The sequence below is a fragment of the Variovorax sp. JS1663 genome (assembly GCF_002157355.1).
GTDB lineage: Bacteria > Pseudomonadota > Gammaproteobacteria > Burkholderiales > Burkholderiaceae_C > Variovorax.
This window is the reverse complement of record NZ_LYMK01000012.1, coordinates 17,166-43,061: the sequence shown is the minus strand read 5'-3', so window position 1 is coordinate 43,061 and position 25,896 is coordinate 17,166. Positions and strand designations below refer to the sequence as shown.

The window sequence follows — 25,896 nt, the reverse complement described above, 5'->3', positions numbered from 1 at the left end:
CGGCCCATGCTGAAGCCGGACGCCCCGGCGCGGCGAGCCGAAGATGTTTGAAACGCTACAGGAGAACCCTCGATGGTCAGGACGCTCGGAAAAATCGCCTCGCTGCTGGCGGCTGCCGCATGCATGGCAGGCATGGCGGCAAACGCGCAGGCCCAGGAAACCAGGATCGTGCTGGGCATGTCCGGCTGGACCGGCTTCGCACCCCTCTCGCTGGCCGACAAGGCCGGCATCTTCAAGAAGCACGGGCTCGACGTCGAGCTGCGCATGATCCCGCAGAAGGACCGCCACCTCGCCCTGGCTTCCGGCGCCATCCAGTGCGCGGCCACCACCGTCGAAACCCACGTGGCCTGGAATGCCAATGGCGTGCCCATCGTCCAGATCTTCCAGATGGACAAGTCCTACGGCGCCGACGGCCTGGCCGTGCGCAACGACGTCAAGAGCTTCGCCGACCTCAAGGGCAAGGCCATCGGCGTCAGCGCACCCGGCACCGCGCCCTACTTCGGACTGGCCTGGATGCTCAGCAAGAACGGCATGAGCATGAAGGACGTGAAGCTGGTCTCGCTCGAGCCGCAGCCCGCCGCGCAGGCCTTCGTCTCCGGCCAGAACGATGCCGCCATGACCTACGAGCCGTACCTTTCCACGGTGCGCGCCAACCCGCAGGCCGGCAAGATCCTCGCCACCACCCTCGACTACCCGATGGTCATGGACACCGTCGGCTGCGCGCCCACCTGGCTCAAGGCCAACGGCAAGGCCGCCAAGGCGCTGGCCGACGCGTACTTCGATGCCATCGACATGATCAAGGCCGAGCCCGCCAAGTCCAACGAGCTGATGGGCGCCGCGGTCAAGCAGAGCGGCGAGCAGTTCGCCAAGTCCTCGGCCTACCTGCGCTGGTCCGACCGCGCGGCCAACCAGAAGTTTTTCGCCAGCGAGATCACGCCCTTCATGAAGGACGCGCAGGCGATCCTGCTGGAGTCCGGCGTCATCCGCAAGGCGCCCGACGACCTCGCCGCCACCTTCGACACCAGCTACATCAAGTAAGCCCGCCATGGACGCGACGCCTGTCATGAACACCCCCAAGCCGATGTCCGCGCCTTCCCTGCAGATGCCGGCCCCGGTTGCGGCGCGCAGGCGCCGCGCGCTGGCCCCGCTCGAGCCCGTCGGCGCGCGCGCACGCTGGCTGCTCGGCCTGGGCTTCTTCGTCGTCTTCGTGCTGGTCTGGGCCGCGTTCACGCTCGGCGGCTTCGTGTCGCCGACCTTCCTGGCCAGCCCGGTCACGATGGTGAAGGAAGGCTACCTGCTCTTCACCGAGTTCAACTTCATCCACGACATCGGGATGACCGTGTGGCGCGTGGTCGGCGGCTTCGTGCTGGCCGCGGTCATCGCCGTACCGCTCGGGATCGCGATGGGCACCTGGAAGAGCGTCGAGGCCTTCTTCGAGCCCTTCGTCTCCTTCTGCCGCTACCTGCCGGCCTCGGCCTTCATCCCCTTGCTGATCCTCTGGGCCGGCATCGGCGAAGCGCAGAAGCTGCTGGTGATCTTCATCGGCTCGGTGTTCCAGATCACGCTGATGGTCGCCGTCACCGTGGGTGGCGCGCGGCGTGACCTGGTGGAGGCGGCCTACACGCTGGGTGCGAACAGCCGCGGCATCGTCGCGCGGGTGCTGATCCCGGGCGCCGCGCCCGGCATCGCCGAGACGCTGCGCCTGGTGCTGGGCTGGGCCTGGACCTACGTGATCGTGGCGGAGCTCATCGGCTCCTCGTCCGGCATCGGCCACATGATCACCGACAGCCAGGCGCTGCTGAACACCGGCCAGATCATCTTCGGGATCATCGTCATCGGCGTGATCGGGCTGGTCTCGGACTTCGCCTTCAAATTCCTCAACCGTCGCCTGTTCGCGTGGAGTGCCCTGTGATGCAAAGCCAGCTTTCGATCCGCGGCGTTTCCCGCACCTTCACCGGCAACAAGGGCCAGCGCACGCAGGCGCTCTTGCCCATCGACTTCGAAGTGCGCGAGAACGACTTCGTCACCATCCTCGGCCCCTCGGGCTGCGGCAAGTCCACGCTGCTGCGCATCGTCGCCGGCCTGGACGATCCGAGCGAAGGCCGCGTGCTGCTCGACGGCCAGCCCATCGAGGGGCCGGGCGCCGACCGCGGCATGGTGTTCCAGAGCTACACGCTCTTCCCCTGGCTGACCATCGCGCAGAACATCCGCTTCGGCCTGCGCGAGCGCGGCATGGGCGAGGCGCAGCAGAAGGAGCGCAGCGACTACTTCATCGCCAAGGTCGGCCTGCGCGGCTTCGAGAACCACTACCCGAAGCAGCTCTCCGGCGGCATGCAACAGCGCACCGCGATCGCGCGCGCCCTGGCCAACGACCCCAAGATCCTGCTGCTCGACGAGCCCTTCGGCGCGCTCGACAACCAGACCCGCGTGCTGATGCAGGAGCTGCTGCTGGGCATCTGGGAATCGGCGCAGAAGACCGTGCTCTTCGTCACGCACGATATCGACGAGGCCATCTTCATGGCCAACCGGGTCGCGGTGTTCAGCGCGCGCCCGGGCCGCATCAAGAGCGAGATCGCCGTGGACTTCGGGCATCCGCGTCACTACACGATCAAGACCTCGCCCGAGTTCATGGAGATCAAGGCCCGGCTGACCGAGGAAATCCGGGCCGAGTCCATGGCCGCGGCCGAGCACTGAAGAAGGACAAGATGAGCGCCTCCGGAAAGCACCGCAACAGCAAGCCCGCGCAGCGCCCGGCGGCGGGCGCGCCGGTGCAGCCCGCCCTGGCGCTCTACGAGCAGGTCAAGTCCTTCATCACCCACAAGATCCAGGACGGCTCCTGGCCCGCCGGCCACCGCCTGCCCTCGGAAAGCGAGCTGGTCGCCCAGTTCGGCGTTGCGCGCATGACCGTCAACCGCGCCCTGCGCGAGCTGATGGAGCAGGGCCGCATCGTGCGCGTGGCCGGCGTGGGCAGCTTCGTGGCCGAGGACAAGCCGCAGTCCACCCTGCTGCAGATCGCCAACATCGCGAGCGAGATCCGCGCCCGCGGACACGACTACCGCTGCAAGTTCCTGGTGGCCGAGCGCATCGCCGCCTCGCCCGACGTGGCCGTGTGGCTGGACCTGCGGCCCGGCGAGTCGGTCTTCCACACCGTGTGCCTGCACCTGGAGAACAACCTGCCCGTGCAACTGGAGGACCGCCACGTCAACCCGCGCGTGGTGCCGGCCTTCCTCGACCAGGACTTCTCCGCCATGTCGCCCAGCGAGTACCTGGTGCGCAACGTGCCCTTCGACCAGATCGAGCACGTGGTCGATGCCGTGCTGCCCACGGCCGAACAGGCCGAGCGCCTGGACATGCCGGCCAACGACCCCTGCCTGCTGCTCACACGCCGCACCTGGACGCGCACCACTCCGGTGACCATGGTGCGCTGCCTGCACCCGGCCTCGCGCTACCGGCTGGGCAGCCGCTTCCGGGCCGACGGCAACCCGAGTTTCGGCTGACCACCGCGAACCAGGACCCTGCGCCTCGCACGCCGTCACTTGTATAGACAGGACCAACGAATGAACGACAAAGCTTCCTCCACCGAACCGCTGGTGCTCGTCCCCGGCGAGGTCGAGCTCGCCGCACTGCGCCGCGTGCACGCCGGCGGCGTGCAGCTCGCGCTCGCGCCCTCGGCCCGCGCGGGCCTGCTGGCCGCACAGGCCACGGTGCGCCGCATCGTCGATGCCGGCGAGGTGGTCTATGGCATCAACACCGGCTTCGGCAAGCTGGCCCAGACCATCATCCCGCACGAGCGGCTGGCCGAGCTGCAGCGCAACCTGGTGCTGTCGCACAGCGCCGGGACAGGCGAAGCGCTGCCGGACGGCGTGGTGCGCCTGGTGCTCGCGACCAAGGCGGTGAGCCTGGCGCGTGGCCATTCGGGCATCGCGCCGGAGATCGTCGATGCGCTTCTGGCCCTGCACAACGCGGGCCTGCTGCCTCGCATCCCGTCCAAGGGCTCCGTCGGCGCCTCGGGCGACCTGGCGCCGCTGGCGCACCTGGCCTGCGTGCTGATCGGCGAGGGCGAGGTCACGACGCCCGAAGGCGAGGTAATCGGCGGCGCCGTGGCGCTTGCGCGCATCGGGCTCAAGCCCTTCGTTCTCGGCCCCAAGGAAGGGCTGGCCCTGCTCAACGGCACGCAGGTCTCCACGGCGCTCGCGCTGGCGGGCCTCTTCGGCGCCGAAGACGTGTTCGCCGCCGGCCTGATGGCCGGTGCGCTTTCGCTCGAGGCGATCCAGGGCTCCATCAAGCCCTTCGACGCCCGCATCCACGCGGCGCGCGGCCAACCCGGGCAGATCGCGGTCGCCGCCGCGGTGCGCACGCTGCTCGAAGGCAGCGAGATCATTCCCTCGCACGCCGACTGCGGCCGCGTGCAGGACCCGTATTCCATCCGCTGCGTGCCCCAGGTCATGGGCGCCTGCCTCGACAACCTCGCGCACGCCGCGCGCGTACTGCGCATCGAGGCGAACGCGGCCTCCGACAACCCGCTGGTCTTCGACAACGGCGACGTGATCTCGGGCGGCAACTTCCACGCCGAGCCGGTGGCCTTCGCGGCCGACATCATCGCGCTGGCCGTGGCCGAGATCGGCGCCATCAGCGAGCGCCGCATGGCCCTGCTGCTGGACAGCGGGCTCTCGGGCCTGCCGCCCTTCCTGGTGCGCGACGGCGGCGTCAACTCCGGCTTCATGATCGCCCAGGTCACGGCCGCGTCGCTCGCTTCCGAGAACAAGTCGCTCGCCCATCCGGCCAGCGTGGACAGCCTGCCCACCTCGGCCAACCAGGAGGACCACGTGTCGATGGCCACCTTCGCTGCGCGGCGCCTCGCGGAAATGGTGCAGAACACGGCGGTGGTCGTGGGCATCGAGGCCATGGCTGCTGCACAAGGCATCGAGCTGAAGCGTGGCCCGAAAAGCTCGGCCTTGCTCGAAGCCGAATTCGCCGCCATCCGCGGGCGCGTGGCCTTCATCGACCAGGACCACTTCATCGCCACCGACATCGAGGCCATGCGCCAGTGGGCGCGCCGCAGCCAATGGCCGGCCGCCCTGCTGGACATCCTGCCCAGCCGTTCCTGAATCACTCCGCCCCTTGCATCGAAAGGACATGCCACCATGAATGCGCCCGACAAATTCGCCGTCCCCACCGCCGACCCCCGCCACGATCCGACGCGCGTGATCCGCGCGCCGCGCGGCAGCCAGCTCCACTGCAAGAGCTGGCTCACCGAGGCGCCTTTCCGCATGCTGCAGAACAACCTCGATCCCGAGGTGGCCGAGCGCCCGCAGGACCTGGTCGTCTACGGCGGCATCGGCCGCGCCGCGCGCAACTGGGAATGCTTCGACCAGATCCTCGCCTCGCTCAAGACGCTGGAGGATGACGAGACCCTGCTGATCCAGTCCGGCAAGCCGGTCGGCGTGTTCAAGACCCATCCTGACGCCCCGCGCGTGCTGCTCGCCAACTCCAACCTGGTGCCCAAGTGGGCAACCTGGGAGCACTTCAACGAGCTCGACCGCAAGGGCCTCTTCATGTACGGCCAGATGACCGCCGGCAGCTGGATCTACATCGGCAGCCAGGGCATCGTGCAGGGCACCTTCGAGACCTTCGTCGAGGCGGGCCGCCAGCACTACAACGACGACCTCTCGGGCAAGTGGATCCTGACGGCCGGCCTCGGCGGCATGGGCGGCGCGCAGCCGCTGGCTGCCACCCTGGCGGGCGCGGTCTCGCTCAACATCGAATGCAGGCAGTCGAGCATCGACTTCCGGCTGCGCACGCGCTACGTCGACAAGCAGGCCAAGGACGTCGACGATGCCATCGCGTTGATCCGGCAGCACACCGCGGCAAAGGAAGCCGTGTCGATCGCGCTGCTGGGCAACGCCGCCGAGATCCTGCCCGAGCTGGTGAGGCGCGCGAAGGCCGGTGGCCTCCAGCCCGACCTGGTGACCGACCAGACCTCCGCCCACGACCTGATCAACGGCTACCTGCCCGCCGGCTGGACCGTCGAGCAATGGATCGATGCGCAGAAGGACCCCTCGCAGCACGCACGCCTGAAGGCCGAGGCCGCCAAGTCCTGCGCCGTGCACGTGCAGGCCATGCTCGACTTCCAGGCCATGGGCATTCCCACGGTCGACTACGGCAACAACATCCGCCAGGTCGCCCTCGACGAGGGCGTGAAGAACGCCTTCGACTTCCCCGGCTTCGTGCCGGCCTACATCCGCCCGCTGTTCTGCGAAGGCAAGGGCCCCTTCCGCTGGGTCGCGCTCTCGGGCGACCCGGAGGACATCTACAAGACCGACGCCAAGATCAAAGAGCTGTTCCCCGAGAACACGCACACCCATCGCTGGCTCGACATGGCGCGCGAGCGCATTTCCTTCCAGGGCCTGCCCGCGCGCATCTGCTGGCTGGGCCTGGGCGAGCGCCACAAGGCCGGCCTGGCCTTCAACGAGATGGTGAAGTCCGGCGAGCTCAAGGGCCCGATCGTGATCGGCCGCGACCACCTGGACACCGGCTCGGTCGCCAGTCCCAACCGTGAGACCGAATCGATGAAGGACGGCACCGATGCGGTGTCCGACTGGCCGCTGCTCAATGCGCTGCTCAACACCGCGGGTGGTGCGACCTGGGTCAGCCTGCACCACGGTGGCGGCGTCGGCATGGGTTACTCGCAGCACTCGGGCGTCGTGATCGTCTGCGACGGCACCGACGCGGCCGCCAGGCGCATCGGGCGCGTGCTGTGGAACGACCCCGCCACCGGCGTGATGCGCCATGCCGATGCCGGCTACGAGCAGGCCGTCGCCACGGCGAAGAAGCATGCGCTCCAGCTCCCCATGATCAAGTAACGAGGCCCCGACCCATGTCCGAGATCTACCTGCACTACCTGAACCACCTGGACGTCCAGGCCCTGAAGATGACCGACGCCGAGATCGTCGCGGCGGTCGAGGAGGGCCTCGTGGCCCAGGGCCGCGGCGAGACCACCATCGAGCCGCGCATGCACCTGGTGCCCGAGAAGGACTACCCGGGCCACTTCAACGTGCTGCGCGGCTACATCCGGCCGCTCGGCCTGGCGGGCGTGAAGGTGGTGGGCGACTTCTACCGCAACTACGAACAGGGCCTCCCCTCGGAGCTCGCACTGCTCAATCTCTTCGATCCGAAGAACGGCGTGCCCGTGGCCATCATCGACGCCTCCGACATCACCGACATGCGCACCGGCGCGATCACCGCGATCGGCGCCAAGCACCTCGCGCGCAAGAACTCGAAGATCCTCGGCCACATCGGCGCGCGCGGCACCTCCTACTGGAACGTGCGCCTGCTGCATTCCATCTTCCACTTCGACGAGATCCGCGTGCATTCGCGCCGCCCCGAGAGCCGCGAGAAGTTCGCCGCGCGCCTGGAGCGCGACCTCGGCACCAAGATCACCATCACCGAGGACTGGGAATCCTGCGTGCGCGGCGCCGACATCGTGGTCGAGGCCTCGCGCCTGGAAAAGCCCACGCCCATGCTCAAGACCGAGTGGATCAAGAAGGGCGCTTGCGTGATCCCCTACGGCACCATGAGCGCGGTCGAGCTCTCGCTCACCGACATCATGGACAAGATGGTGATGGACGACTGGGGCCAGGCCAAGGCCGGCCCGCTGGGCGCGCTGCGCGCGCACGTCGACGCCGGCAAGCTGTCGGAAGAGACGCTGCATGCCGAGCTCGGCCAGATCGTCGCCGGCCTCAAGCCCGGTCGCGAGAGCGAGGACGAGACGAATCTGTTCTGGCACCGCGGCCTGTCGCTGTCGGACATCGCGCTCGGCTCGGCGATGCTCGCGAAGGCGAAACGCATGGGGCTCGGGCAGCAGCTGCGCTTCCGCTGACGCGCACGCCATGCCGCTGTTCGCCAACGCGCGGATGTACTCGGCCACCGCTTCGGCGCGGGCCGACTGGAAGGCGCTGCTGGCCTGGGTGCTGGCGCGCGCGGACCTGCGCTGGGAGGTGATCGACTACGACCCGCCCGCGCCGCTCTCCGCGCTGTGGGCGCGCGAGGACCTGGGGCTGGCGATGATGTGCGGCCTCCCGTTCTCGCAGCGCGAAGCGCGCCCCACGCTGGTCGCCGCGCCGGTGCCTTCGCCGGCGCGCTATGGCGGCCGGCCGGTCTACTTCTCCGACATCGTGGTGCGCGCCGATGCGAAGTACGAGCGCCTCGAAGACACCTTCGGCGGCGTCGTGGGCTACACGCTGGCCGATTCGATGTCGGGCGGCGTGGCGCTGCGCGACCACCTCGCGCCGTACCGCGCCGCGCGCGGATCGCGCCTCTACCGCCAGGCGGTCGGCAACCTGATCCATGCACGCGGCGTCATCGAGGCGCTGGCGGCCGGCACCATCGACGTCGGCCCGCTCGACAGCTACTACCACGACCTCCTGCGCCGCAACGAGCCGGCTTTCGCGCAGCAGGTGCGCAGCATCGCCAGCACCGCAGCGCGGCCCATCCCGCCGCTGGTCGCGACGGCCGCGCTTTCGCAGGACGAGCTCGCGCGCCTGCGCGACGCGCTGCAGGCGAGCACGCAGGCGCCCGAACTGCGCGACGCGGCGGAACGCTTGTTGCTTGCCGGCTTCGCCGTGCCCGATCCCGCGGACTACGAGGTCCTCGCGCGGATCGCCCGTCGTGATGACATGCCCCCCTTCGAGGAACTCTGATGATCCAGCGCCGTCTTGCTCTTGCCTTCCTGCCCCTGTTGCTCGCTACCGCGTCGCCCGTGCTCCATGCGCAGGCCTATCCCGCCAAGCCCGTGCGCGTGATCGTCCCCTTCGCGCCCGGCGGCCCGGCCGACGTGCTGGCCCGCGTGACCGGGCAGGAGCTCGCCGATGCGCTGGGCCAGCCCTTCGTGGTCGAGAACAAGGTCGGTGCCGCCGGCAACATCGGCGTCGAGCAGATCGCCAAGGCCATGCCCGACGGCTACACCGTGGGCATCGTGCCCGTGGGCAACGTGGCGGTGAACCCGAGCCTCTTTCCCACGCTGCCCTACAAGGCCAGCGATCTGGCGCCGGTCGTCATGCTCGCCACCGTCGAGAACGTGCTGGTGGTCAACGCCGACGTGCCGGCGAAGTCGCTCAAGGAGCTGATCGCGCTGGCGAAGCAGAAGCCGGGCACGCTCAGCTTCGCATCGCCCGGTGCCGGCAGCCAGGCCCACCTGGCCGGCGAGCTGATGGCTCTGGAGGCCGATCTCAAGCTGATCCACGTGCCCTACAAGGGCATCGGCCCGGCGCTCAACGACGTGGTCGGCGGGCAGGTGTCGATGATGTTCGGCGCCATGTCGGCGGTGCTGCCGCATGTGAAGTCCGGCAAGCTGCGCGCGCTCGGCGTCGCCAGCCTGAAGCGATCGGCTGCCATGCCCGACCTGCCCACCGTCGCGGAACAGGGCCTGCCGAAGTTCGAAGCCGTCTCCTGGTACGCGCTGATGGCGCCCGCAGGCACACCCGCGGCGATCGTCGATCGGCTCAACGCCGAAGCGGCCCGTTCCCTCGCGAAGCCCGCGATCCAGGAGAAGTTCGCCGCGCAGGGCCTGGAGCCGGGCGGCGGCAAGCCGCAGGAACTCGCCGCCTCCATCCGCAGCGAAACTGCGCGCTGGAGCGAGGTGATCCGCAAGCAGAACATCAAGCCCGACTGATGACCCTCGTTTCCTTTTCGCGCGCCACGCTGCCGGCCATGCCGTGGAAGAACGGTGGCGGCAGCACGCAGCAGATCGCCAGCTGGCCGCCGGGCGCGGGCCTCGACGACTTCGGCTGGCGGGTCAGCATCGCCACCATCGCGGCGGCCGGACCCTTCTCGATGTTCGAGGGCGTGGACCGGCTCATCATGCTGCTGGAAGGCGAGGGCGTGCGCTTGCAATCTCGCGACGGCCGCATCGACCATCGGCTCGATGCGCCGCACCAGCCTTTCGCCTTCGCGGGCGAAGCCGAGATCGACTGCGTGCCGCAGGGCGCTGCATCGAGCGACTTGAACGTGATGACCCGGCGCGGCCTGTGGCATGCCGAACTGCAGGTGTTCGATGACGCAGCCTCGGTCGCGTCCGCGCCGCATGGCGTGCTGCTGGCCTTGCGTGGCGATTGGCGCCTGAACGACGCGGGGGCCGTCTGCCGCGAAGGCGAAGGGCTGTGCTGGGCCGACGCGCCGCATGCATGGCGGGCCATGCCGTCCGGGCCGGGCGCGCGTCTCGCGGTCGTGCGTATCCTGCCAGCGGACGCGCAGCCTTGAGGGTCGAACGATGAACACCTTGAACGAACTTCCTTCCGCCGACGGCCTGTGGGTCGGCCTGCGACTCGCGCCCGGCGCGGCGCCCGGGCTGTCGCTGCCGGAGGGCGCCCAGGCCGCGATCGCTGTCGAGCAGGGCGTCATCCGGTGGATCGGCGACGCGCAGGCCGTGCCTGCGGGGCTGTCCGAAGGGCCTCGCCGTGACGGCGGCGGCGCGCTCGTCACGCCCGGCCTGATCGACTGCCACACCCACCTGGTCTACGGCGGCCAGCGCGCCAACGAGTTCGCGATGCGGCTGGCCGGCGCGAGCTACGAGGAAGTCGCGAAGGCCGGCGGCGGCATCGTCTCCTCCGTTCGCGCGACGCGCGAGGCCGACGAGGACACCCTGTTCGCGCAGGCCGCTCCACGGCTCGAGCAACTGCTGGCCGACGGCGTGTGCGCGATCGAGATCAAGTCCGGCTACGGTCTCTCGCTCGAGCACGAGCGCAAGCAGCTGCGCGTGGCGCGCCGGCTCGGCCAGGCCTATGGGGTGACCGTGCGCACCACCTTCCTCGGCGCCCATGCGCTGCCGCCCGAATACGCGGGGCGCAGCGTCGACTACATCGAGCTGGTCTGCCGGGAGATGATGCCGGCGCTCGCCGCCGAAGGCCTGATCGATGCGGTCGACGTCTTCTGCGAGCGCATCGCCTTCTCGCTGGAAGAGACCGAGCGCGTCTTCCAGGCGGCGCGCGCGCTGGGCCTGCCGGTGAAGCTGCATGCGGAGCAGCTCTCCGACATGGGCGGTGCGGCGCTGGCGGCGCGCTACGGGGCGCTGTCCTGCGATCACGTCGAGCACCTCTCCCCAGAAGGCATCGCCGCCATGCGCGCGGCCGGCACCGTCGCCGTTCTGCTGCCCGGCGCCTACTACGCGCTGCGCGACACGCACCTGCCGCCCATCGAGGCGCTGCGCGCGGCCGGCGTACCCATGGCCGTCTCGACCGACCACAACCCCGGCACCTCGCCCGCGCTGAGCCTGCTCCTGATGATGAGCATGGCCTGCACGCTCTTCCGCCTCACCGTGCCCGAGACGCTGGCCGGGGTCACGGTGCATGCGGCGCGTGCGCTCGGCTTGTCGGACACGCACGGCGTTATCGCCGCCGGACGGCCGGCGAACTTCGTGCTGTGGAATCTCCGCGATGCGGCGGAGCTGGCCTACTGGTTCGGCCAGCGGCCGCTGCGCACCGTGGTCCGGCAGGGCCGCATCGCGGGGGAGGGCGCACGGTGAGCCGAAGCCTCTTCGCTGCCGATGCGCTGCTGCCGCAAGGCTGGGCGCGCGATGTGCTGCTGGCCTGGGATGAAACGGGCCGGCTCATCCAGGTGCAGGCCGATGCGCAGGCGCCGCAGGGCGTGCCGCGCAGCGCGGGCCCCGTCATTCCCGGCATGCCGAACCTGCATTCGCACGCCTTCCAGCGTGCCTTTGCCGGGCTCACCGAGCATCGTGCCGGGCAGCAGGACAGCTTCTGGAGCTGGCGCACGCTGATGTACCGCTTCGCCGCGCGCCTCGGTCCGCAGCACATGGAAGCCATCGCGACCTGGCTCTATGCCGAGATGCTCGAGGCCGGCTACACCAGCGTGTGCGAGTTCCAGTACGTGCACCACGATGCCGATGGCCGCCCCTACGCCGACGACGCCACCCTGAGCCTCGCGCTGCTGCGCGCGGCGCAGCGCACAGGCATCGGCTTCACGCTGCTGCCGGTGCTCTACCAGACCAGCGGCTTCGGCGGTCTTCCGCCCAACGAAGGACAGCGCCGCTTCATCCGCACCACCGAATCGATGCTGTGCCTGCTCGATGCACTGAAGCCTGTTTGCGAAGCGCAGGACGCGCGCCTCGGCCTCGCGCCGCATTCGCTGCGCGCGGTGCCGCCCGCGGCACTGCAGGAGGCGCTGGCGGGCCTCGATGCGCTCGATGCGCGCGCGCCGATCCACATCCACATCGCCGAGCAGACCCAGGAGGTCGACGACTGCGTCGCGTGGAGCGGCCAGCGTCCGGTGGCCTGGCTGCTCGATCACGCGCCGGTCGACGCGCGCTGGTGCCTGGTGCATGCGACGCACATGGACGACGGCGAGTACGAGCGCGCGGCCGCGAGCGGTGCCGTCGCCGGCCTGTGTCCCACCACCGAAGCCAATCTCGGCGACGGCATCTTCGACTTCGCCCGCTGGCGCGCACATGGCGGCGCGTGGGGCGTGGGTTCCGACAGCCATGCCTGCGTCAACGCGGCCGAGGAGCTGCTGATGCTCGAGTACGGCCAGCGCCTCGTGACCCGGCAGCGCAACGTGGGCGCCGACGCGGCACACCGCCAGGTCGCGACGGCGCTGAAGCTGGCGGCGGTGCAGGGCGGCGCGCAGGCCGCGGGCCGCGACGTCGGCGGGTTGGCGGCCGGGCAGCAGGCGGACTTCGTGGTGCTCGACGCGCGCCATGTTGCCCTGCAGGGCCTGCCCGCGCCGGAGATGCTCTCGGCCCACGTGTTCGCCAGCCACCGCACGTCGGCCATCGATGCCGTGTGGGTCGGCGGCCAGGCGCGCGTCGCCGCCGGCCGCCATGCCCTGCACGACGAAGCCGCGGCCGCCTTCGTGGCGGCACGCCGGCAACTCCTCGAGGACTGAACCATGCCTTTCACCACCACCGAACCCCCCTTCCGCTTTCGCCGCGGCACCCGCCCGCTGCTGATCTCGATGCCGCATGCCGGCACGCACCTGCCGCCGCCACTTGCCGCGCGTCTCACCGAAGAGGCGCGCCAGGTGCCCGACACCGACTGGCACCTGGAGCGCCTCTACGACTTCGCCGACGAGCTCGGCGCCTCCGTGCTGGTCGCGACGCACTCGCGCTACGTGATCGATCTCAACCGCCCGCCGGACGGCGCGAGCCTGTACCCCGGGCAGAGCGTCACGGGCCTGTGCCCGGTCGACACCTTCGACGACACGCCGCTCTATGCCGCCGGCGACGTGCCGGGCGAGGCCGAGATCGCCGAGCGCCGCGCGGCCATCTGGGAGCCCTACCACCGCCAGCTGGCGGAGGAGCTCGCGCGCATCAAGGCGCGGCACGGCATCGCGGCGCTCTGGGATGCGCACTCCATCCGCTCCGTGCTGCCGCGCTTCTTCGAAGGCCGCCTGCCCGACCTCAATCTCGGCACCGCGCAAGGCGCCAGCTGCGACCCGGCGCTCGGCCAGGCGCTGCTGGCGATCGCGAAAGAGGCCCAGGGATTCACGGGCGTGCTCAACGGCCGCTTCACCGGCGGCTACATCACCCGGCACCACGGCCAGCCCGCGCAGAACGTGCACGCGGTGCAGCTGGAGATGACGCAGTGCAGCTACATGCAGGAGGCGCTCCCCTTCGACTACCTGCCCGAGGTCGCGGCGCGAGTGCAGCCGCACGTGCGAAGGATGGTGGAGGCCGTTCTGGGATTCGTGGAGGGGCGCTCCGCAGCCTAGGTCAACTTGCAGATCGACTCATTTCGCCGCCTGGAGAATCAGCCGCGCAACGGCCTCGGGTTGCGAGAGCATGGCGACATGGCTTGAAGGAACCTCGACGGTCGTCGCCTGGATCAGCTTCGCTCGATCACGCTGCATCTGTGGCGGGATGATCGTGTCGTTGCCGGCGACCAGGACGTAGGCGGGACGGCTCTTCCACGCCGCCTTGGTGACCGCTTGCGTGGTCGCTTTGCTGTGGAAAGGGCCCTGGGTCGCTGCGACGAGCTCCTGCTCGGCGCGCGGAAGATCGGCCGCGAAGTGCTTGAAGACTCCCTCATCGCTGATCTTCAGAAAGCCCTTGGAATCCGCCTGGATGAAAGGCCGACCGGCCGCCGGCGGGTAGTTCCTGGCCACGTCGGTCAGCGACTCCCCGGCGTCGGGCATGTGTGCGGCGATATAGACCAAGGATTTCACCTTGTCGTGGACGCCGGCCTCGGTGATCACGACACCCCCATAGGAATGGCCGACCAACACCACGGGCCCCTGCGCGATGTCGAGCGCGCGCGTGGTGAACGCGACGTCGTTCTCCAGGGAGTCCAGCGGGTGTTGGACTGCAACGACGCTCAGGCCCGTCTTCTTCAGCAGCGGGATGACCTTGTGCCAGGATGATCCGTCCGCGAAGGCCCCGTGCACGAGCACGACAGTCTTGGCGGCGGCCTGGGCCGCGGCCCAGGTCGGAACGACGCAGGCGATCGCGCAGGCGGCCATGGCTGCGGCCAGTCTGACGGATGCGCGGAAGGACTTCATGGCTTCTCCCGATGAGCGTTGCGAGGCACGGCAATGCTGCCGCTTTTGCTGGCCCGGCGGTATTGACCCATAGGCGTAGAAAAATCTCATCATTCATGAGATCCGTCGTCCTTCGCCTGCGCGCGCAACTCAAGTCTTCGCGCGGGTTCCGGTGATCGTCGGCAGTTCGGTGGCGGCGGAGTTGACGTTGACGCTTCGCTCGAAGCGCAAGTACGGCCCGCTGAAGCGGCACACGACCGTGTCGCGGAACGCGGATTCGACGAAGACCCAGGTCATCACGAAGGTGCGCTCGTCGAGCCACTCGCCGCGGGCCACCACGCGCATTACCTCGGGCTGGTATTCGTGATGAAGGGTGTTGCCGGTGATGGTGGTGTCGCTTTCGATGGGCTTCTGCAGGCCGGCCTGCACCTTGTGCGTGCCGCGCTCGTCTTCCATGGTGAAGGTGCAGGCGTCGCGCGTGAAGTCCAGCCGCACCGACTTGACCTTCTCCGGGTTCTCGCCGAAGTCGTAGCGCTGCCCGGAGATGCTCGCGGCGACAGGCGAGCCGGTCGGCTTCAAGGGCGGCAGCAATTGCAGCCTGCGCGTACGGTTCCTCAGCGCCGCGTAGTCCGTCTCACTGCTTGACGCCGTCTTGGTGAAAGCCGCGGGAAAGTGCTTGTACAGCATGCCCGCGTTGAATCCTGCCCTGGGCGGCAGCGCCGAATTGAGCGCGAGCACCGCGTTCTGATCGGGGAAGACCACCGAGTACTGGCCGAACAGGCCGTCGGCATGGTAGGCCCCGTTGGGACCCAGCCACCACTGGTAGCCGTACCTGTCCTTGGTGTGCGGCTCGTGGACCGAGGCGACCCATTCCTTCGTGAGGATCTGCTTGCCGTTCCACGCGCCGTTCTGCGCGTGCAGGATGCCGAGCTTGAGCGCATCGACGGTCTTCCAGCTCAGCCCGTTGGCGCCCGGCGAAATGCCTTCCGGGCCCACGTCCCATTCATAGCCGGTGATGCCCAGCGGCTCGAAGAAGCGCGGCTTCAGGTAATCGGCCGTCGACTGCCCCGTCGTCTTCGTGACGATGGCCGACAGCATGTAGGTGGCGGCGCTGGTGTAGACGAACCGGCTGCCCGGCACATGGACCACGGGAATCTTGAAGAACTCCGCGATCCAGCTGGTGCGGATGGGCCGCCAGACCGAGCCCGACACCATCGACTCGTGGCCCGTTCGCATGGTCAGCAGGTCGCGCACGGTCATGGCCGCGAGGTTGGCGCTGACGTCCGCGGGCAGATGCCCGGGGAAGAAGGACGCGACCTTGTCGTCGAGCCCGAAGCGGCCTTCGGCGATCGCCATGCCAACGGCGCACACGGTCACGCTCTTCGTGAGCGAGTGCGTCATGTGCCGCCTTTCGGGCTTGTAGGGGTCCCACCATCCTTCGGCCACCACATGCCCATTGCGCCACAGCATGAAGCCGTGCAGCTCGAAGGCGTTGCGCTGCGCATCGTCGAGGAAGGCGAGGATCGCGGCGGGCGAGATGCCTTGCGCCTCGGGGCGGCTGCGTGGCAGGCCGTCGGCAGACGCTGGCGCGGCCCTGTCGACCGCGGCCCAGCCGATGCCGGGCAGCGCAGCGATGGTGGCACCGCCAAGGGAAAGGTGCAGCAGGCCGCGGCGCGAAATGGTGGGGGGTGTCTCTTGCATGAACTTGGCCTCCTCGTGTGTTTGGGCGCATAGGCGGCCCTGTGTCACGGCGGCAACTGTCAGTCGCCTGTCGGCTGCGGCAGGGAAAACCCCGGCCGCAGCGACTCCGAAAGTCCCGGGCGGGACATGGGCCGCAGGCCGCTTCCTACAATCGCCGCATGCATCCCATCGCCTACACCCGTGCCCAGCAGCTTCCCGCCATTCTCGCGAGCCGCATCGCCATTCTCGATGGCGCCATGGGCACGATGATCCAGCGCTTCAAGCTGACCGAAGCGCAGTACCGCGGCGAACGCTTCAAGGACTTCGCGCGCGACGTGAAGGGCAACAACGAGCTGCTGTCCCTGACGCGCCCCGAGGTGATCCGCGACATCCACGAGGGCTACCTGGCCGCCGGCGCCGACCTGATCGAGACCAACACCTTCGGCGCGACGCGCATCGCGCAGGAGGACTACAAGATGGCCGAGCTGGCGCGCGAGATGAACCTCGAGTCGGCCCGCATCGCGCGCGCCGCCTGCGACAAGTTCTCCACGCCCGACAAGCCACGCTTCGTTGCCGGCGCATTGGGCCCGACGCCCAAGACCGCCAGCATCAGCCCCGACGTGAACGATCCCGGCGCGCGCAACGTGGGCTTCGAGGAGCTGCGTGCCTCCTACCACGAGCAGGTCGAGGCGCTGGTCGAAGGCGGCGCCGACGTGCTGCTGGTCGAGACCATCTTCGACACCCTCAATGCCAAGGCCGCGCTGTTCGCGATCGACGAGTATTTCGAAGCCAGCGGCGAGCGGCTGCCGCTCATCATCAGCGGCACGGTGACCGATGCCTCCGGCCGCATCCTCAGCGGGCAGACCGTCACCGCCTTCTGGCACAGCGTGCGCCATGCGCGGCCGCTGGCGATCGGCCTCAACTGCGCGCTGGGCGCGGCCCTGATGCGGCCCTACATCCAGGAACTGGCGCGCGTGGCGGACGACACCTTCATCAGCTGCTACCCCAATGCGGGCCTGCCGAACCCGATGAGCGACACCGGCTTCGACGAGACGCCGGATGTCACCTCGCGCCTGTTGCACGAGTTCGCCTCCGAGGGGCTGGTCAACATCGTGGGCGGTTGCTGCGGTACCACGCCGGAGCACATCGCGGCGATCGGGCAGGCGGTGTCGCCGCTGGCAGGGCGGGCGCTGCACCGCGCGGCCTTTTATCCCGAGGCCGCCTGAGCCTTCACGCTGGCCGCCGCATTGCAAAGGCCGGGTGAAGAAGATGTCCAAGGGTTAGAACGGTCCACCGCCCCTCCTGCGGCGCGTTGGACAGGTAGGCCGTGGCCGATTGACAGCGCTTCGGCGCGAGGCCTACCCTGGACCGCAAAGGAACCCGTATGAAGAACATCCTCGGCCGGCGCTGGATCGCCATCGGCCTCCTGGCGTTCGCGCTGCCTCTCGCGGCCTCGGCCCAGCAGGCCTTCTCGCGCGGCACCGTCAACCTTCGGGCCGGGCCCTCGGGCGACTATCCGCTGGTCGCCCGCCTGGGCCCCGGCCAGCCCTTCGAGGTGCTGGGCTGCACGAGGGGCTACAGCTGGTGCGACGTGGTGCTGCCCGACGGGCTGCGGGGTTGGCTGTTCGCGGCCAGCATCGACTACGCCTACGAGGACCGGCGCGTGCCGCTGGCCAGCTACGGCGCGATGATCGGCGTCCCCATCGTCGGTTTCGCGATCGGCAACTACTGGGGCGACCACTACCGCGACCGCTCCTGGTACGGCGAGCAGCGCTGGTGGCATGGCCGGCCGCCACCACCCCCCGTGGCGGGCTGGCGGCCGGTGCCGGCGCCGCGGCCGGACTGGCGGCCCAACCCCTGGCATGACCGGGACCCGGGCTATCGGCCGCGGCCGGACCCGGGCTTCCGGCCTCAACCGGGCTGGCAGCAGCCGCCACCCGCGCCACGGCCACCGCCGGACCACGGCTTCCGTCCGCCGCGACCCGATCGTGATTTCCGCCAGCCGCGGCCGGACCAGGCGCCCGCGGGTCGCCCGCCCCAATTCGGCCAGCCGCCGGCCATGCATCCGGGACACCCCGGGCGCCCGCCGCAGGCGCAGCCGGCACCCCCGGCCGCTTTCCCGCCCGGCTCCGTGCCCAGGGCGGCCGCGGACATGCGGCAGAGGCAGATGGACCGGATCAACCGGCCGGTATCGCCGTCGGCCGATAGGCCCTAAGGCGTCCTAGTCCTTCTTGCGCGCGATCAGCGCCACGAAGCGCTGGGCGCCCAGGCCCAGCGGGCGCTCGCGCGACCAGACCACGTCGACCCACAGGTCCAGCCCGTTGCTGAGGTTCTCGAAGGGGATCTCCACCAGTGCCCCGGCCGCCACGTGCGGCCGCGCGAAATTGCGCGGCAGCCAACCCCAGCCCAGGCCGGCAGTGATCAGGCTCAGGGCGGCCAGGGCGTTGTCGGTGCGCCAGACATGGCGGGCGAACACGAAGCGCGGGTCGCTGGTGGCCAGGTCGCGGCCGGCCACCACGATCTGTCGGGTGTTGCGCAGGTGGTCCTCCCGCAGCCGGCCGCTGGCGGCGGCCAGCGCCGGGTGGCCGGGCGCCATGACGGCCACCATCATCTCGTTCGCCACTTCCTGGAAGGCTTCGCGGCCGTCCATGCTGGGCCGCTCGAAGACCAGCGCCAGCTGGGCGCGGCCACTGTGCAGCAGGGCCAGCGCATCGGCCTGCGGCGCCGCGAGCACTTCGACCTCCAGCTGCGGGTAGTCCCGCGCCAGCGTGGCCAGCGGCCCGCTCCAGGGCGCGGCCAGCAGCTCGGGTGCGATGGCGAGCGTGAGGCGGTTCTCCAGGCCCTGCGTCAGGGCCAGGGCCTGGACCTGCAGCTCCTGGAGCTGCGCGGCCAGCAGCCGGGCCTGCGGTTCGAGCGAGCGCGCCGCGGCGGTGGGCTGGGGCTCGCGGCCGCTGCGGTCGAACAGGGGGAGGGCGAGCTCGGCCTCCAGGCTGGCGATCGCCATGCTCACGGCCGAGGGCACGCGGCGCAGGGCCCGGGCGGCGGCCGAGAAGGAGCCATGGTCGAGCACGGCCAGGAAGACCTGCACGTTGTCGCTGGTGAAACTCACGATCTATCAATAAAACTGAAAGAAGATGACTTTTTATATCAGCAGGTGACACATAAAGTCCAACCATCGTCATCGGAAACGGGAAAGAAATCATGCAAGGGCTCAAGCGCCGCGTCGTCTACATCAGCCTCTACGAGGGCATCGCCATCGTCGTGGCCAGCGCCGGCCTGGCGCTGATGACGGGGCAGAGTGCCGGCCATTCGGGCGTGGCGGCGGTCATGGCCTCGGTCATCGCCGTCCTCTGGAACCTGAGCTTCAACGCCTTGTTCGAGCGCTGGGAGTCGCGCCAGAAGGTGCGCGGCCGCAGCCTGCGGCGGCGCATTGCCCACGCGATCGGCTTCGAGGGCGGACTGGTGGCCTTCCTGGTGCCGGTGTTCGCCTGGTGGCTGGACGTGAGCCTGTGGCAGGCGCTGGTGATGGACCTGGGCCTGGTCGTGTTCTTCCTGGTCTACACCTTCGTCTTCAACTGGGCCTTCGACGTGGTGTTCGGGCTGCCGGCCTCGGCGGCCGCGGCCGCGCAGCCGGCGTAAAATCGCCGGCTCCCAAGGAGCGTTGCAGCGCGGCCTCCCTTGTCGAGGGCGCCGCGTCAGGCTTGGGCTTCCATCCGCTGGAGTGCAACGACGCTCGCCTGATCCCCATTTGCAGGTGAGCCCATGTCGTCCTCCGAATCCTCCCCCGTCCTCGTCCCCCCCATGAAGCTGTCCGGCCTGGAGCCGGTGCAGATCGGCGAGGGCACCCTCTTCGTCAACATCGGCGAGCGCACCAACGTCACCGGTTCCAAGGCCTTCGCCCGCATGGTCCTCAACGGCCAGTTCGAGGAGGCGCTGGCGGTGGCGCGCCAGCAGGTCGAGAACGGCGCGCAGGTGATCGACGTCAACATGGACGAGGCCATGCTCGACAGCCAGGCCGCGATGGTGCGCTTCCTCAACCTGATCGCCAGCGAGCCCGACATCGCGCGCGTGCCGATCATGGTCGACAGCTCCAAGTGGGACGTGATCGAGGCCGGCCTGCGCTGCATCCAGGGCAAGGGCATCGTCAACTCGATCTCGATGAAGGAAGGCGTCGACAAGTTCAAGCACGAGGCGAACCTGGTCCGACGCTATGGCGCGGCCGCGGTGGTGATGGCCTTCGACGAGAAGGGCCAGGCCGACACCTACGAGCGCAAGATCGAGATCTGCGAGCGCGCCTACCGCGTCCTGGTCGACGAGGTGGGCTTCCCGCCCGAGGACATCATCTTCGACCCCAACATCTTCGCGATCGCCACCGGCATCGAGGAGCACAACAACTACGCGGTCGATTTCATCGAGGCCACGCGCTGGATCAAGAAGAACCTGCCTGGCGCGAAGGTGAGCGGCGGCGTGTCGAACGTGAGCTTCAGCTTCCGCGGCAACGACCCGGTGCGCGAGGCGATCCACACCGTCTTCCTCTACCACGCGATCCAGGCCGGCATGGACATGGGCATCGTCAACGCCGGCATGGTGGGCGTGTACGACGACCTGGAGCCGTCCCTGCGCGAGCGGGTGGAGGACGTGGTGCTCAACCGCCGCCCCGATGCGGGCGAGCGCCTGGTCGAAGTGGCCGAGAGCGCCAAGAGCGGCGCCAAGGACGACAGCAAGAAGCTCGAGTGGCGCGGCACGCCGGAGCAGCCGGTGTCCGTCAACCAGCGGCTGTCGCACGCGCTGGTGCACGGCATCACCGACTTCATCGTCGAAGACACCGAGGAGGCCTACCGCGCCATCCTGGCCAAGGGCGGCCGCCCGCTGCACGTGATCGAAGGCCCGCTGATGGACGGCATGAACGTGGTCGGCGACCTGTTCGGCGCCGGCAAGATGTTCCTGCCGCAAGTGGTGAAGTCGGCGCGGGTGATGAAGCAGGCCGTGGCCCACCTCATTCCCTACATCGAGGAAGAGAAGCGCCAGGACGAGGCCGCCGGCCGCGACGTGCGCAGCAAGGGCAAGATCATCATCGCCACCGTCAAGGGCGACGTGCACGACATCGGCAAGAACATCGTCACCGTCGTGCTCCAGTGCAACAACTTCGAGGTGGTGAACATGGGCGTGATGGTCCCGTGCCACGAGATCCTGGCGCGGGCCAAGGTCGAAGGTGCGGACATCGTCGGGCTCTCCGGCCTGATCACGCCCAGCCTGGAGGAGATGCAGTACGTCGCCGGCGAGATGCAGAAGGACGAGCATTTCCGCATCCGCAAGATCCCGCTGCTGATCGGGGGCGCCACCACCAGCCGTGTCCACACGGCGGTGAAGATCGCGCCGCACTACGAAGGCCCGGTGGTCTACGTGCCCGATGCCTCGCGCAGCGTGAGCGTGGCGCAGTCGCTGCTGTCGGACCAGGCCACGGCCTACATCGACGAGCTCAACGCCGACTACGACAAGGTGCGCCATCTGCACGCCAACAAGAAGCAGGTGCCGCTGTGGCCGCTGGCCAAGGCGCGGGCCAACAAGACGCCGATCGACTGGACCGGCTATGCGCCGCCGGTGCCCAAGTTCACCGGCCGCCGCCTGTTCCGCAACTTCGACCTCGCCGAGCTCGCGAAGTACATCGACTGGGGCCCCTTCTTCCAGACCTGGGACCTGGCCGGCCCCTTCCCGGCGATCCTGAAGGACGAGGTGGTGGGCAGCGAGGCGGTGCGCGTCTTCGGCGACGGCCAGCGCATGCTCAAGCGCCTGATCGAGGGCCGCTGGCTCACCGCGAGCGGCGTGGTCGGCTTCTGGCCGGCGAACACCGAGAACGACGACGACATCGTGCTCTACACGGACGAGTCGCGCTCCGCCGCCGCGCTCACCTGGTGGGGCCTGCGCCAGCAGACCGAGAAGCAGGCCATCGAGGGCGTGATGCGGCCCAGCCGCTGCCTGGCCGACTTCGTCGCGCCGCGCGCGAGCGGCGTCAAGGACTATGTGGGCATGTTCGCCGTGACCGCCGGCATCGGCGTCGAGAAGAAGGAGAAGTTCTTTCTCGACGACCTCGACGACTACTCGGCCATCATGCTCAAGGCCCTGGCCGACCGGCTGGCCGAGGCTTTTGCCGAGGCGCTGCACCACCGCGTGCGCACCGACCTCTGGGGCTACGCAGCCGACGAGGCCCTGAGCAACGAGGCCATGATCGCCGAGAAGTACCGAGGCATCCGCCCGGCGCCCGGCTACCCGGCCTGCCCTGACCATAGCGTCAAGCGCCCGATGTTCGACCTTCTGCAGTGCCAGGACATCGGCATGAGCCTGACGGAAAGCCTCGCTATGATGCCCGCCGCCAGCGTCAGCGGCTTCTACCTGAGCCATCCCGAGGCGAGCTACTTCAACGTGGGCAAGATCGGGCACGATCAGCTGCAGGACCAGGCCGCGCGCCGCCACGAGAGCGAAGCGGACCTCGAGCGGCTGCTGGCGCCGAATCTCTGACACTGCGGCCGGCCGGCGCACGAGCTGCCGGCACACCGGGGAGTTCCTATTCAGACATTGATCTTTGCAGCCGCGCATTACGCGGCGCTGGCGATCTTCGCCGCCAGCTGCTGGGGCTTCGGGCGGGCGCTGTTCCTGCGCCTGGGGTCCCCGATGCGCGGCGACTTCTGGCTCGAGACGGCGATGGCGACTGCGCTCGGCGTCGGCATCTTCATCTGCGCTTTCCAGCTGCTGGGCATCGCCGGGCTGCTGAAAATGCCTGCGGTCCTGTTGATCGTCGCGGTCGGCTTCGCCGCGGCCTGCGTGCAGATGCCCGGCTGGGTGCGCCAGGCGCGCGCCCTGGCGCCCGGGCCGCGCCTGTCGTGGGTCGAGAAGGTCGCCTTGGCCGCACTGGCTCTGGTGGCGCTGCCCACCCTGTTCGAGCCGCTGGCGCCGCCGGCCGCCTTCGACGAGCTGATGTACCACCTGCCCTACGCGCGCCAGGTGGCGCAGAGCGGCACGCTGGGCATCCACGAGTGGCTGCGCTACCCCTGGTTCCCCTACAACTACAACCTGCTCTACGCGGCGGCGCTGGTGGTGGGCGACGACGTGCTGCCGCACTTTCTCAGCGCGCTGGCGGGCTGGCTGTCGGTGTGGATGGTCTATCGCCTGGGCCTGGCGTACCTCAACCGGGTCCTGGCCTGCGCGGCCGCCGCCATCTGGCTGGGCATGGGCGACTACGCCAGCGCGCTGATCGACATGGGTGTCGCGCTGTTCGTGCTGGCCGCCTGGATCGCGCTGTGGTGGTGGAACGAGGCGCACTCCGAGCGGCCGGACGAGGGCGTGCGCTGGCTGGCGCTGTCGGCCTTCTTCCTGGGCCTGGCGGCCGGGTCCAAGTACCAGGCCCTGACCTTCCTGCCGCTGGCGGCCTGGTTCGTGGTCCGGCGCGAGCGCCGGCCGCTGGCCTGGGGCGTGGCGCTGCTGTGCTTCCTGCTGCCCTGCATCTACTGGTTCGCGCGCAACTGGCTGATGACTGGCGACCCCTTCAACCCCATCGGTGCCAAGCTGTTCGGCTTCAGCAACTGGAACCCGGCCGACTACAAGAACCAGCTGGACGACGTGCGCGCCCATGCCGCGCTGCCCAGCTTCCTGATCTGGCCCGTGCTGCTGGCGCCCTTCAGCCGGGCCTGGCGACGCACGCCGGCGGTGCATGCGGCGATCGTCTTCTGCGCCTATTCGCTGATCGTGTGGGCGCTGACCTCGCGCTACCCGCGCTACATGACGGCCTCATTCCCGCTGCTGGCGCTGGTGGCGGTGCTGGGCTGGCAGGTGCTGCTGGGATGGATCGCGTCCGGGCTGCATCGGCTCGTGCCGTCCGGCGGCGCGGCCTGGCCGGCGCGCACGGGTGTCGTGGCCGCCGGCCTGTTCCTCGCCCTGCTGGCGGTGGTGTCCTGGCGGCACAGCGAGCGCAGGCTCGCCCACATCGCGATCGCACCCGCGGCCCGCGAGGCTTTCCTGCGGGCGAACGTGCCCGGCTACGCGGTGATGAATTTCGTGCGCGAGCATGCGACCGGCCGCGTCTACCAGATCGCGCTCAGCGAGGCGATCTACTACGGCCCCAACCCCATCTGGGGCGACACCCTGGGGCCCTGGCGCTACGCGGATTTCCCGCTGCTGCCGGCGGCCGATGCGGCGCGCCGCTTCGCCGGGCTGGGCTTCGAGGCGGTGGTCATGCCCGACGCGGTCGCCACCACGCTGGCGGCCGACGAAGGCTTCCGCCGCCATTTCGTTCCCATGATCGAGCAGGACGGCGCCCGGGCATACCGTATCCTGCCCAACGCACCATGAACGACGCTTTCTCCGACGCCCTGCGCTCCGCGCCGCGCATCGCCGCGGTCATCCCCTGCTACAACGAGGCGCTGGCCATCGCGCAGGTGGTGGCGGAATTCCGCACCGCACTGCCGGAGGCCGAGATCCACGTCTTCGACAACGCCTCCACCGACGACACCGCCGCCATCGCCCGCGCCTGCGGCGCGCAGGTCACCTACGTGGCGCTGCCCGGCAAGGGCAATGTCGCGCGCCGCATGTTCGCGGACGTGGAGGCCGACATCTACGTGATGGTCGACGGCGACGCCACCTACGACCTGGGCGAGCTGCGCCTGCTGGTCGACACGCTGATCGAGGGCAACCTCGACATGGTGGTCGGCTCGCGCCAGGACGACGGCCACGACGTGCAGACCTACCGCGCGGGCCACCGCTTCGGCAATCGCCTGCTGACCGGCGCCGTGGCCGCACTGTTCGGCGGCCGGCTCACCGACATGCTGTCGGGCCTGCGCGTGTTCTCGCGGCGCTATGCCAAGTCCTTTCCCGCGGTCTCGAAGGGCTTCGAGATCGAGACCGAGCTCACCGTCCACGCGCTGGAGCTGCGCATGCCCTTCGCCGAGCTGCCGGTGCGCTACCGCTCGCGGCTCGAGGGCTCGCACAGCAAGCTCTCCACCTACCGCGACGGCTGGCGCATCCTCAAGACCATCTGCAAGCTCTTCGTGAGCGAGCGGCCCCTGCTGTTCTTCTCGGCCATCGCGGCGGTGCTGGCAGTGGGCTCGGTCATCGGCGCCGTGCCGCTGGGCATGACCTACCTGGAGACCGGCCTGGTGCCGCGCCTGCCCACCGCCGTGCTGTTGACCGGCACCATGCTCAGCGCCATGCTGGCCTTCGTCTGCGGCATCGTGCTGCACACGGTGACCATCGGCCGCCAGGAGGCCAAGCGCCTGCGCTACCTGGCGATCCCGGGCGTGCGGCACCCGCAGCCTGCCGAGCGGCCCTGATGCGCATCGGCCGCGAGTTCCTCCTGTTCGCGCTGGCCGGCGTGATCGGCTTCGTCGTCGACGTGACCGTGCTCTACCTCGCGGCCCCTTTCCTGGGCTGGTACGCAGCGCGGGTGCTGTCCTTCGTCGCCGCGGCCACCGCCACCTGGGCGCTGAACCGGCGCTACGCCTTCGCCGCGCGGCATTCGGGCGGCTCGCTGGCGCGGGAGTACCTCGGCTATTTGCTCACCATGCTGGGCGGGGCGGTCGTGAACTACGGCGTCTACGTGCTGACGCTGCATACCTTTCGTGGCCTCTGGGTCCCGGCGCTGGGCGTGGGGCTGGGCAGCGGCGCGGGGATGGTGCTCAACTTCCTCTCGGCGCGCTACCTGGTCTTCCGGTCCCGGCGCGGCCATTGACCGGCGCCATC

General features: G+C 69.4%; 23 protein-coding genes and 1 riboswitch. Of the genes, 20 read left to right on the top strand and 3 right to left on the bottom strand.

What is annotated here, in order from left to right:
- The first annotated feature begins 72 nt into the window (after positions 1 to 72).
- The 13 genes from A8M77_RS12335 to hutG are packed head-to-tail and all read left to right on the top strand — an operon-like array spanning position 73 to position 13,722.
- Positions 73 to 1,038, top strand: a complete 966-nt coding sequence (locus A8M77_RS12335) for an ABC transporter substrate-binding protein (RefSeq protein WP_086921791.1) — start codon at positions 73 to 75, stop codon at positions 1,036 to 1,038.
- Positions 1,039 to 1,063: 25 nt separating this feature from the next.
- A complete protein-coding gene (locus tag A8M77_RS12330; RefSeq protein ID WP_443271029.1) occupies positions 1,064 to 1,912 on the top strand; it encodes an ABC transporter permease in 849 nt (282 codons plus the stop codon).
- The gene (locus A8M77_RS12325; RefSeq protein ID WP_086921790.1) at positions 1,912 to 2,694 is read left to right on the top strand and encodes an ABC transporter ATP-binding protein; all 783 of its coding nucleotides are present in this window, start codon (positions 1,912 to 1,914) and stop codon (positions 2,692 to 2,694) included. The genes A8M77_RS12330 and A8M77_RS12325 overlap by 1 nt, the downstream gene beginning before the upstream one ends.
- An 11-nt stretch (positions 2,695 to 2,705) precedes the next feature.
- A complete protein-coding gene (gene hutC / locus A8M77_RS12320; RefSeq protein ID WP_086921789.1) occupies positions 2,706 to 3,497 on the top strand; it encodes a histidine utilization repressor in 792 nt (263 codons plus the stop codon).
- A gap of 60 nt (positions 3,498 to 3,557) precedes the next feature.
- Positions 3,558 to 5,108, top strand: a complete 1,551-nt coding sequence (gene hutH, locus A8M77_RS12315; protein ID WP_086921788.1) for a histidine ammonia-lyase — start codon at positions 3,558 to 3,560, stop codon at positions 5,106 to 5,108.
- A gap of 36 nt (positions 5,109 to 5,144) precedes the next feature.
- Complete coding sequence (gene hutU, locus A8M77_RS12310; RefSeq protein WP_086921787.1) at positions 5,145 to 6,863, top strand: urocanate hydratase; 1,719 nt, start codon at positions 5,145 to 5,147, stop codon at positions 6,861 to 6,863.
- A 14-nt stretch (positions 6,864 to 6,877) separates the two neighbouring features.
- Positions 6,878 to 7,879: an ornithine cyclodeaminase family protein gene (locus A8M77_RS12305; protein WP_086921786.1), complete on the top strand. Its 1,002-nt coding sequence runs from the start codon at positions 6,878 to 6,880 to the stop codon at positions 7,877 to 7,879.
- Between the two features lie 10 nt (positions 7,880 to 7,889).
- Positions 7,890 to 8,699 carry a phosphate/phosphite/phosphonate ABC transporter substrate-binding protein gene (locus A8M77_RS12300; RefSeq protein WP_086921785.1) on the top strand — a complete coding sequence of 270 codons (810 nt, stop codon included), beginning with the start codon at positions 7,890 to 7,892 and terminating at the stop codon, positions 8,697 to 8,699.
- Positions 8,699 to 9,670 (top strand): Bug family tripartite tricarboxylate transporter substrate binding protein, encoded by a 972-nt coding sequence (locus A8M77_RS12295; protein WP_086921784.1) that lies wholly within the window; start codon positions 8,699 to 8,701, stop codon positions 9,668 to 9,670. Before A8M77_RS12300 ends, A8M77_RS12295 begins: the two co-directional genes overlap by 1 nt.
- The gene (locus A8M77_RS12290; protein ID WP_086921783.1) at positions 9,670 to 10,257 is read left to right on the top strand and encodes a HutD/Ves family protein; all 588 of its coding nucleotides are present in this window, start codon (positions 9,670 to 9,672) and stop codon (positions 10,255 to 10,257) included. The genes A8M77_RS12295 and A8M77_RS12290 overlap by 1 nt, the downstream gene beginning before the upstream one ends.
- 10 nt (positions 10,258 to 10,267) lie before the next feature.
- Entirely contained in the window at positions 10,268 to 11,518 is a 1,251-nt protein-coding gene (gene hutI / locus A8M77_RS12285) for an imidazolonepropionase (RefSeq protein WP_086921782.1), read from the top strand.
- Positions 11,515 to 12,897, top strand: a complete 1,383-nt coding sequence (locus tag A8M77_RS12280; protein WP_086921781.1) for a formimidoylglutamate deiminase — start codon at positions 11,515 to 11,517, stop codon at positions 12,895 to 12,897. The genes hutI and A8M77_RS12280 overlap by 4 nt, the downstream gene beginning before the upstream one ends.
- Positions 12,898 to 12,900: 3 nt before the next feature.
- Positions 12,901 to 13,722, top strand: coding sequence for an N-formylglutamate deformylase (gene hutG / locus A8M77_RS12275; RefSeq protein ID WP_086921780.1), 822 nt, complete (start codon positions 12,901 to 12,903; stop codon positions 13,720 to 13,722).
- 18 nt (positions 13,723 to 13,740) lie between these two features.
- Here the strand turns inward: hutG and A8M77_RS12270 are convergent, their stop codons facing one another.
- Together A8M77_RS12270 and A8M77_RS12265 are read right to left on the bottom strand one after the other, a co-directional pair.
- Entirely contained in the window at positions 13,741 to 14,508 is a 768-nt protein-coding gene (locus A8M77_RS12270; RefSeq protein WP_086921779.1) for an alpha/beta fold hydrolase, read from the bottom strand.
- Positions 14,509 to 14,637: 129 nt separating this feature from the next.
- Positions 14,638 to 16,188 (bottom strand): serine hydrolase domain-containing protein, encoded by a 1,551-nt coding sequence (locus A8M77_RS12265; RefSeq protein WP_086921778.1) that lies wholly within the window; start codon positions 16,186 to 16,188, stop codon positions 14,638 to 14,640.
- A gap of 158 nt (positions 16,189 to 16,346) precedes the next feature.
- Between A8M77_RS12265 and A8M77_RS12260 the strand changes: the two genes are divergently transcribed.
- Together A8M77_RS12260 and A8M77_RS12255 are read left to right on the top strand one after the other, a co-directional pair.
- On the top strand, positions 16,347 to 17,393 hold the full coding sequence (locus tag A8M77_RS12260; RefSeq protein WP_086921777.1) for a homocysteine S-methyltransferase family protein: 1,047 nt from the start codon (positions 16,347 to 16,349) through the stop codon (positions 17,391 to 17,393).
- A 158-nt stretch (positions 17,394 to 17,551) separates the two neighbouring features.
- Complete coding sequence (locus tag A8M77_RS12255; RefSeq protein WP_086921776.1) at positions 17,552 to 18,382, top strand: SH3 domain-containing protein; 831 nt, start codon at positions 17,552 to 17,554, stop codon at positions 18,380 to 18,382.
- 6 nt (positions 18,383 to 18,388) lie between these two features.
- Here A8M77_RS12255 and A8M77_RS12250 read toward each other — a convergent pair whose 3' ends face one another.
- Complete coding sequence (locus tag A8M77_RS12250) at positions 18,389 to 19,276, bottom strand: LysR family transcriptional regulator (protein WP_086921775.1); 888 nt, start codon at positions 19,274 to 19,276, stop codon at positions 18,389 to 18,391.
- Between the two features lie 92 nt (positions 19,277 to 19,368).
- Here A8M77_RS12250 and A8M77_RS12245 point away from each other — a divergent pair, with 92 nt between their 5' ends.
- The 5 genes from A8M77_RS12245 to A8M77_RS12225 all read left to right on the top strand — a co-directional run bounded on the left by A8M77_RS12245 (position 19,369) and on the right by A8M77_RS12225 (position 25,885).
- Positions 19,369 to 19,806 (top strand): PACE efflux transporter, encoded by a 438-nt coding sequence (locus A8M77_RS12245; RefSeq protein WP_086921774.1) that lies wholly within the window; start codon positions 19,369 to 19,371, stop codon positions 19,804 to 19,806.
- Positions 19,807 to 19,814: 8 nt separating this feature from the next.
- A riboswitch (S-adenosyl-L-homocysteine riboswitch) is annotated at positions 19,815 to 19,909 on the top strand.
- A 20-nt stretch (positions 19,910 to 19,929) separates the two neighbouring features.
- The gene (gene metH / locus A8M77_RS12240; protein WP_086921773.1) at positions 19,930 to 22,683 is read left to right on the top strand and encodes a methionine synthase; all 2,754 of its coding nucleotides are present in this window, start codon (positions 19,930 to 19,932) and stop codon (positions 22,681 to 22,683) included.
- A gap of 57 nt (positions 22,684 to 22,740) precedes the next feature.
- On the top strand, positions 22,741 to 24,510 hold the full coding sequence (locus A8M77_RS12235) for an ArnT family glycosyltransferase (RefSeq protein ID WP_238136796.1): 1,770 nt from the start codon (positions 22,741 to 22,743) through the stop codon (positions 24,508 to 24,510).
- On the top strand, positions 24,507 to 25,487 hold the full coding sequence (locus tag A8M77_RS12230) for a glycosyltransferase family 2 protein (protein WP_086921772.1): 981 nt from the start codon (positions 24,507 to 24,509) through the stop codon (positions 25,485 to 25,487). The genes A8M77_RS12235 and A8M77_RS12230 overlap by 4 nt, the downstream gene beginning before the upstream one ends.
- A complete protein-coding gene (locus tag A8M77_RS12225) occupies positions 25,487 to 25,885 on the top strand; it encodes a GtrA family protein (protein WP_086921771.1) in 399 nt (132 codons plus the stop codon). Before A8M77_RS12230 ends, A8M77_RS12225 begins: the two co-directional genes overlap by 1 nt.
- Positions 25,886 to 25,896 lie beyond the last annotated feature (11 nt).

What these genes read in the sequence shown, in the direction of transcription:
- A8M77_RS12265 (WP_086921778.1), bottom strand. Translation starts at nt 16,188, where the DNA reads ATGCAAGAGACACCCCCCACCATTTCGCGCCGCGGCCTGCTGCACCTT.
- hutU (WP_086921787.1), top strand. Translation starts at nt 5,145, where the DNA reads ATGAATGCGCCCGACAAATTCGCCGTCCCCACCGCCGACCCCCGCCAC.
- A8M77_RS12290 (WP_086921783.1), top strand. Translation starts at nt 9,670, where the DNA reads ATGACCCTCGTTTCCTTTTCGCGCGCCACGCTGCCGGCCATGCCGTGG.
- A8M77_RS12225 (WP_086921771.1), top strand. Translation starts at nt 25,487, where the DNA reads ATGCGCATCGGCCGCGAGTTCCTCCTGTTCGCGCTGGCCGGCGTGATC.
- hutG (WP_086921780.1), top strand. Translation starts at nt 12,901, where the DNA reads ATGCCTTTCACCACCACCGAACCCCCCTTCCGCTTTCGCCGCGGCACC.
- A8M77_RS12325 (WP_086921790.1), top strand. Translation starts at nt 1,912, where the DNA reads ATGCAAAGCCAGCTTTCGATCCGCGGCGTTTCCCGCACCTTCACCGGC.
- A8M77_RS12330 (WP_443271029.1), top strand. Translation starts at nt 1,064, where the DNA reads ATGAACACCCCCAAGCCGATGTCCGCGCCTTCCCTGCAGATGCCGGCC.
- A8M77_RS12300 (WP_086921785.1), top strand. Translation starts at nt 7,890, where the DNA reads ATGCCGCTGTTCGCCAACGCGCGGATGTACTCGGCCACCGCTTCGGCG.
- A8M77_RS12335 (WP_086921791.1), top strand. Translation starts at nt 73, where the DNA reads ATGGTCAGGACGCTCGGAAAAATCGCCTCGCTGCTGGCGGCTGCCGCA.
- A8M77_RS12230 (WP_086921772.1), top strand. Translation starts at nt 24,507, where the DNA reads ATGAACGACGCTTTCTCCGACGCCCTGCGCTCCGCGCCGCGCATCGCC.
- hutI (WP_086921782.1), top strand. Translation starts at nt 10,268, where the DNA reads ATGAACACCTTGAACGAACTTCCTTCCGCCGACGGCCTGTGGGTCGGC.
- hutC (WP_086921789.1), top strand. Translation starts at nt 2,706, where the DNA reads ATGAGCGCCTCCGGAAAGCACCGCAACAGCAAGCCCGCGCAGCGCCCG.
- hutH (WP_086921788.1), top strand. Translation starts at nt 3,558, where the DNA reads ATGAACGACAAAGCTTCCTCCACCGAACCGCTGGTGCTCGTCCCCGGC.
- A8M77_RS12270 (WP_086921779.1), bottom strand. Translation starts at nt 14,508, where the DNA reads ATGAAGTCCTTCCGCGCATCCGTCAGACTGGCCGCAGCCATGGCCGCC.
- A8M77_RS12255 (WP_086921776.1), top strand. Translation starts at nt 17,552, where the DNA reads ATGAAGAACATCCTCGGCCGGCGCTGGATCGCCATCGGCCTCCTGGCG.
- metH (WP_086921773.1), top strand. Translation starts at nt 19,930, where the DNA reads ATGTCGTCCTCCGAATCCTCCCCCGTCCTCGTCCCCCCCATGAAGCTG.
- A8M77_RS12260 (WP_086921777.1), top strand. Translation starts at nt 16,347, where the DNA reads ATGCATCCCATCGCCTACACCCGTGCCCAGCAGCTTCCCGCCATTCTC.
- A8M77_RS12295 (WP_086921784.1), top strand. Translation starts at nt 8,699, where the DNA reads ATGATCCAGCGCCGTCTTGCTCTTGCCTTCCTGCCCCTGTTGCTCGCT.
- A8M77_RS12305 (WP_086921786.1), top strand. Translation starts at nt 6,878, where the DNA reads ATGTCCGAGATCTACCTGCACTACCTGAACCACCTGGACGTCCAGGCC.
- A8M77_RS12245 (WP_086921774.1), top strand. Translation starts at nt 19,369, where the DNA reads ATGCAAGGGCTCAAGCGCCGCGTCGTCTACATCAGCCTCTACGAGGGC.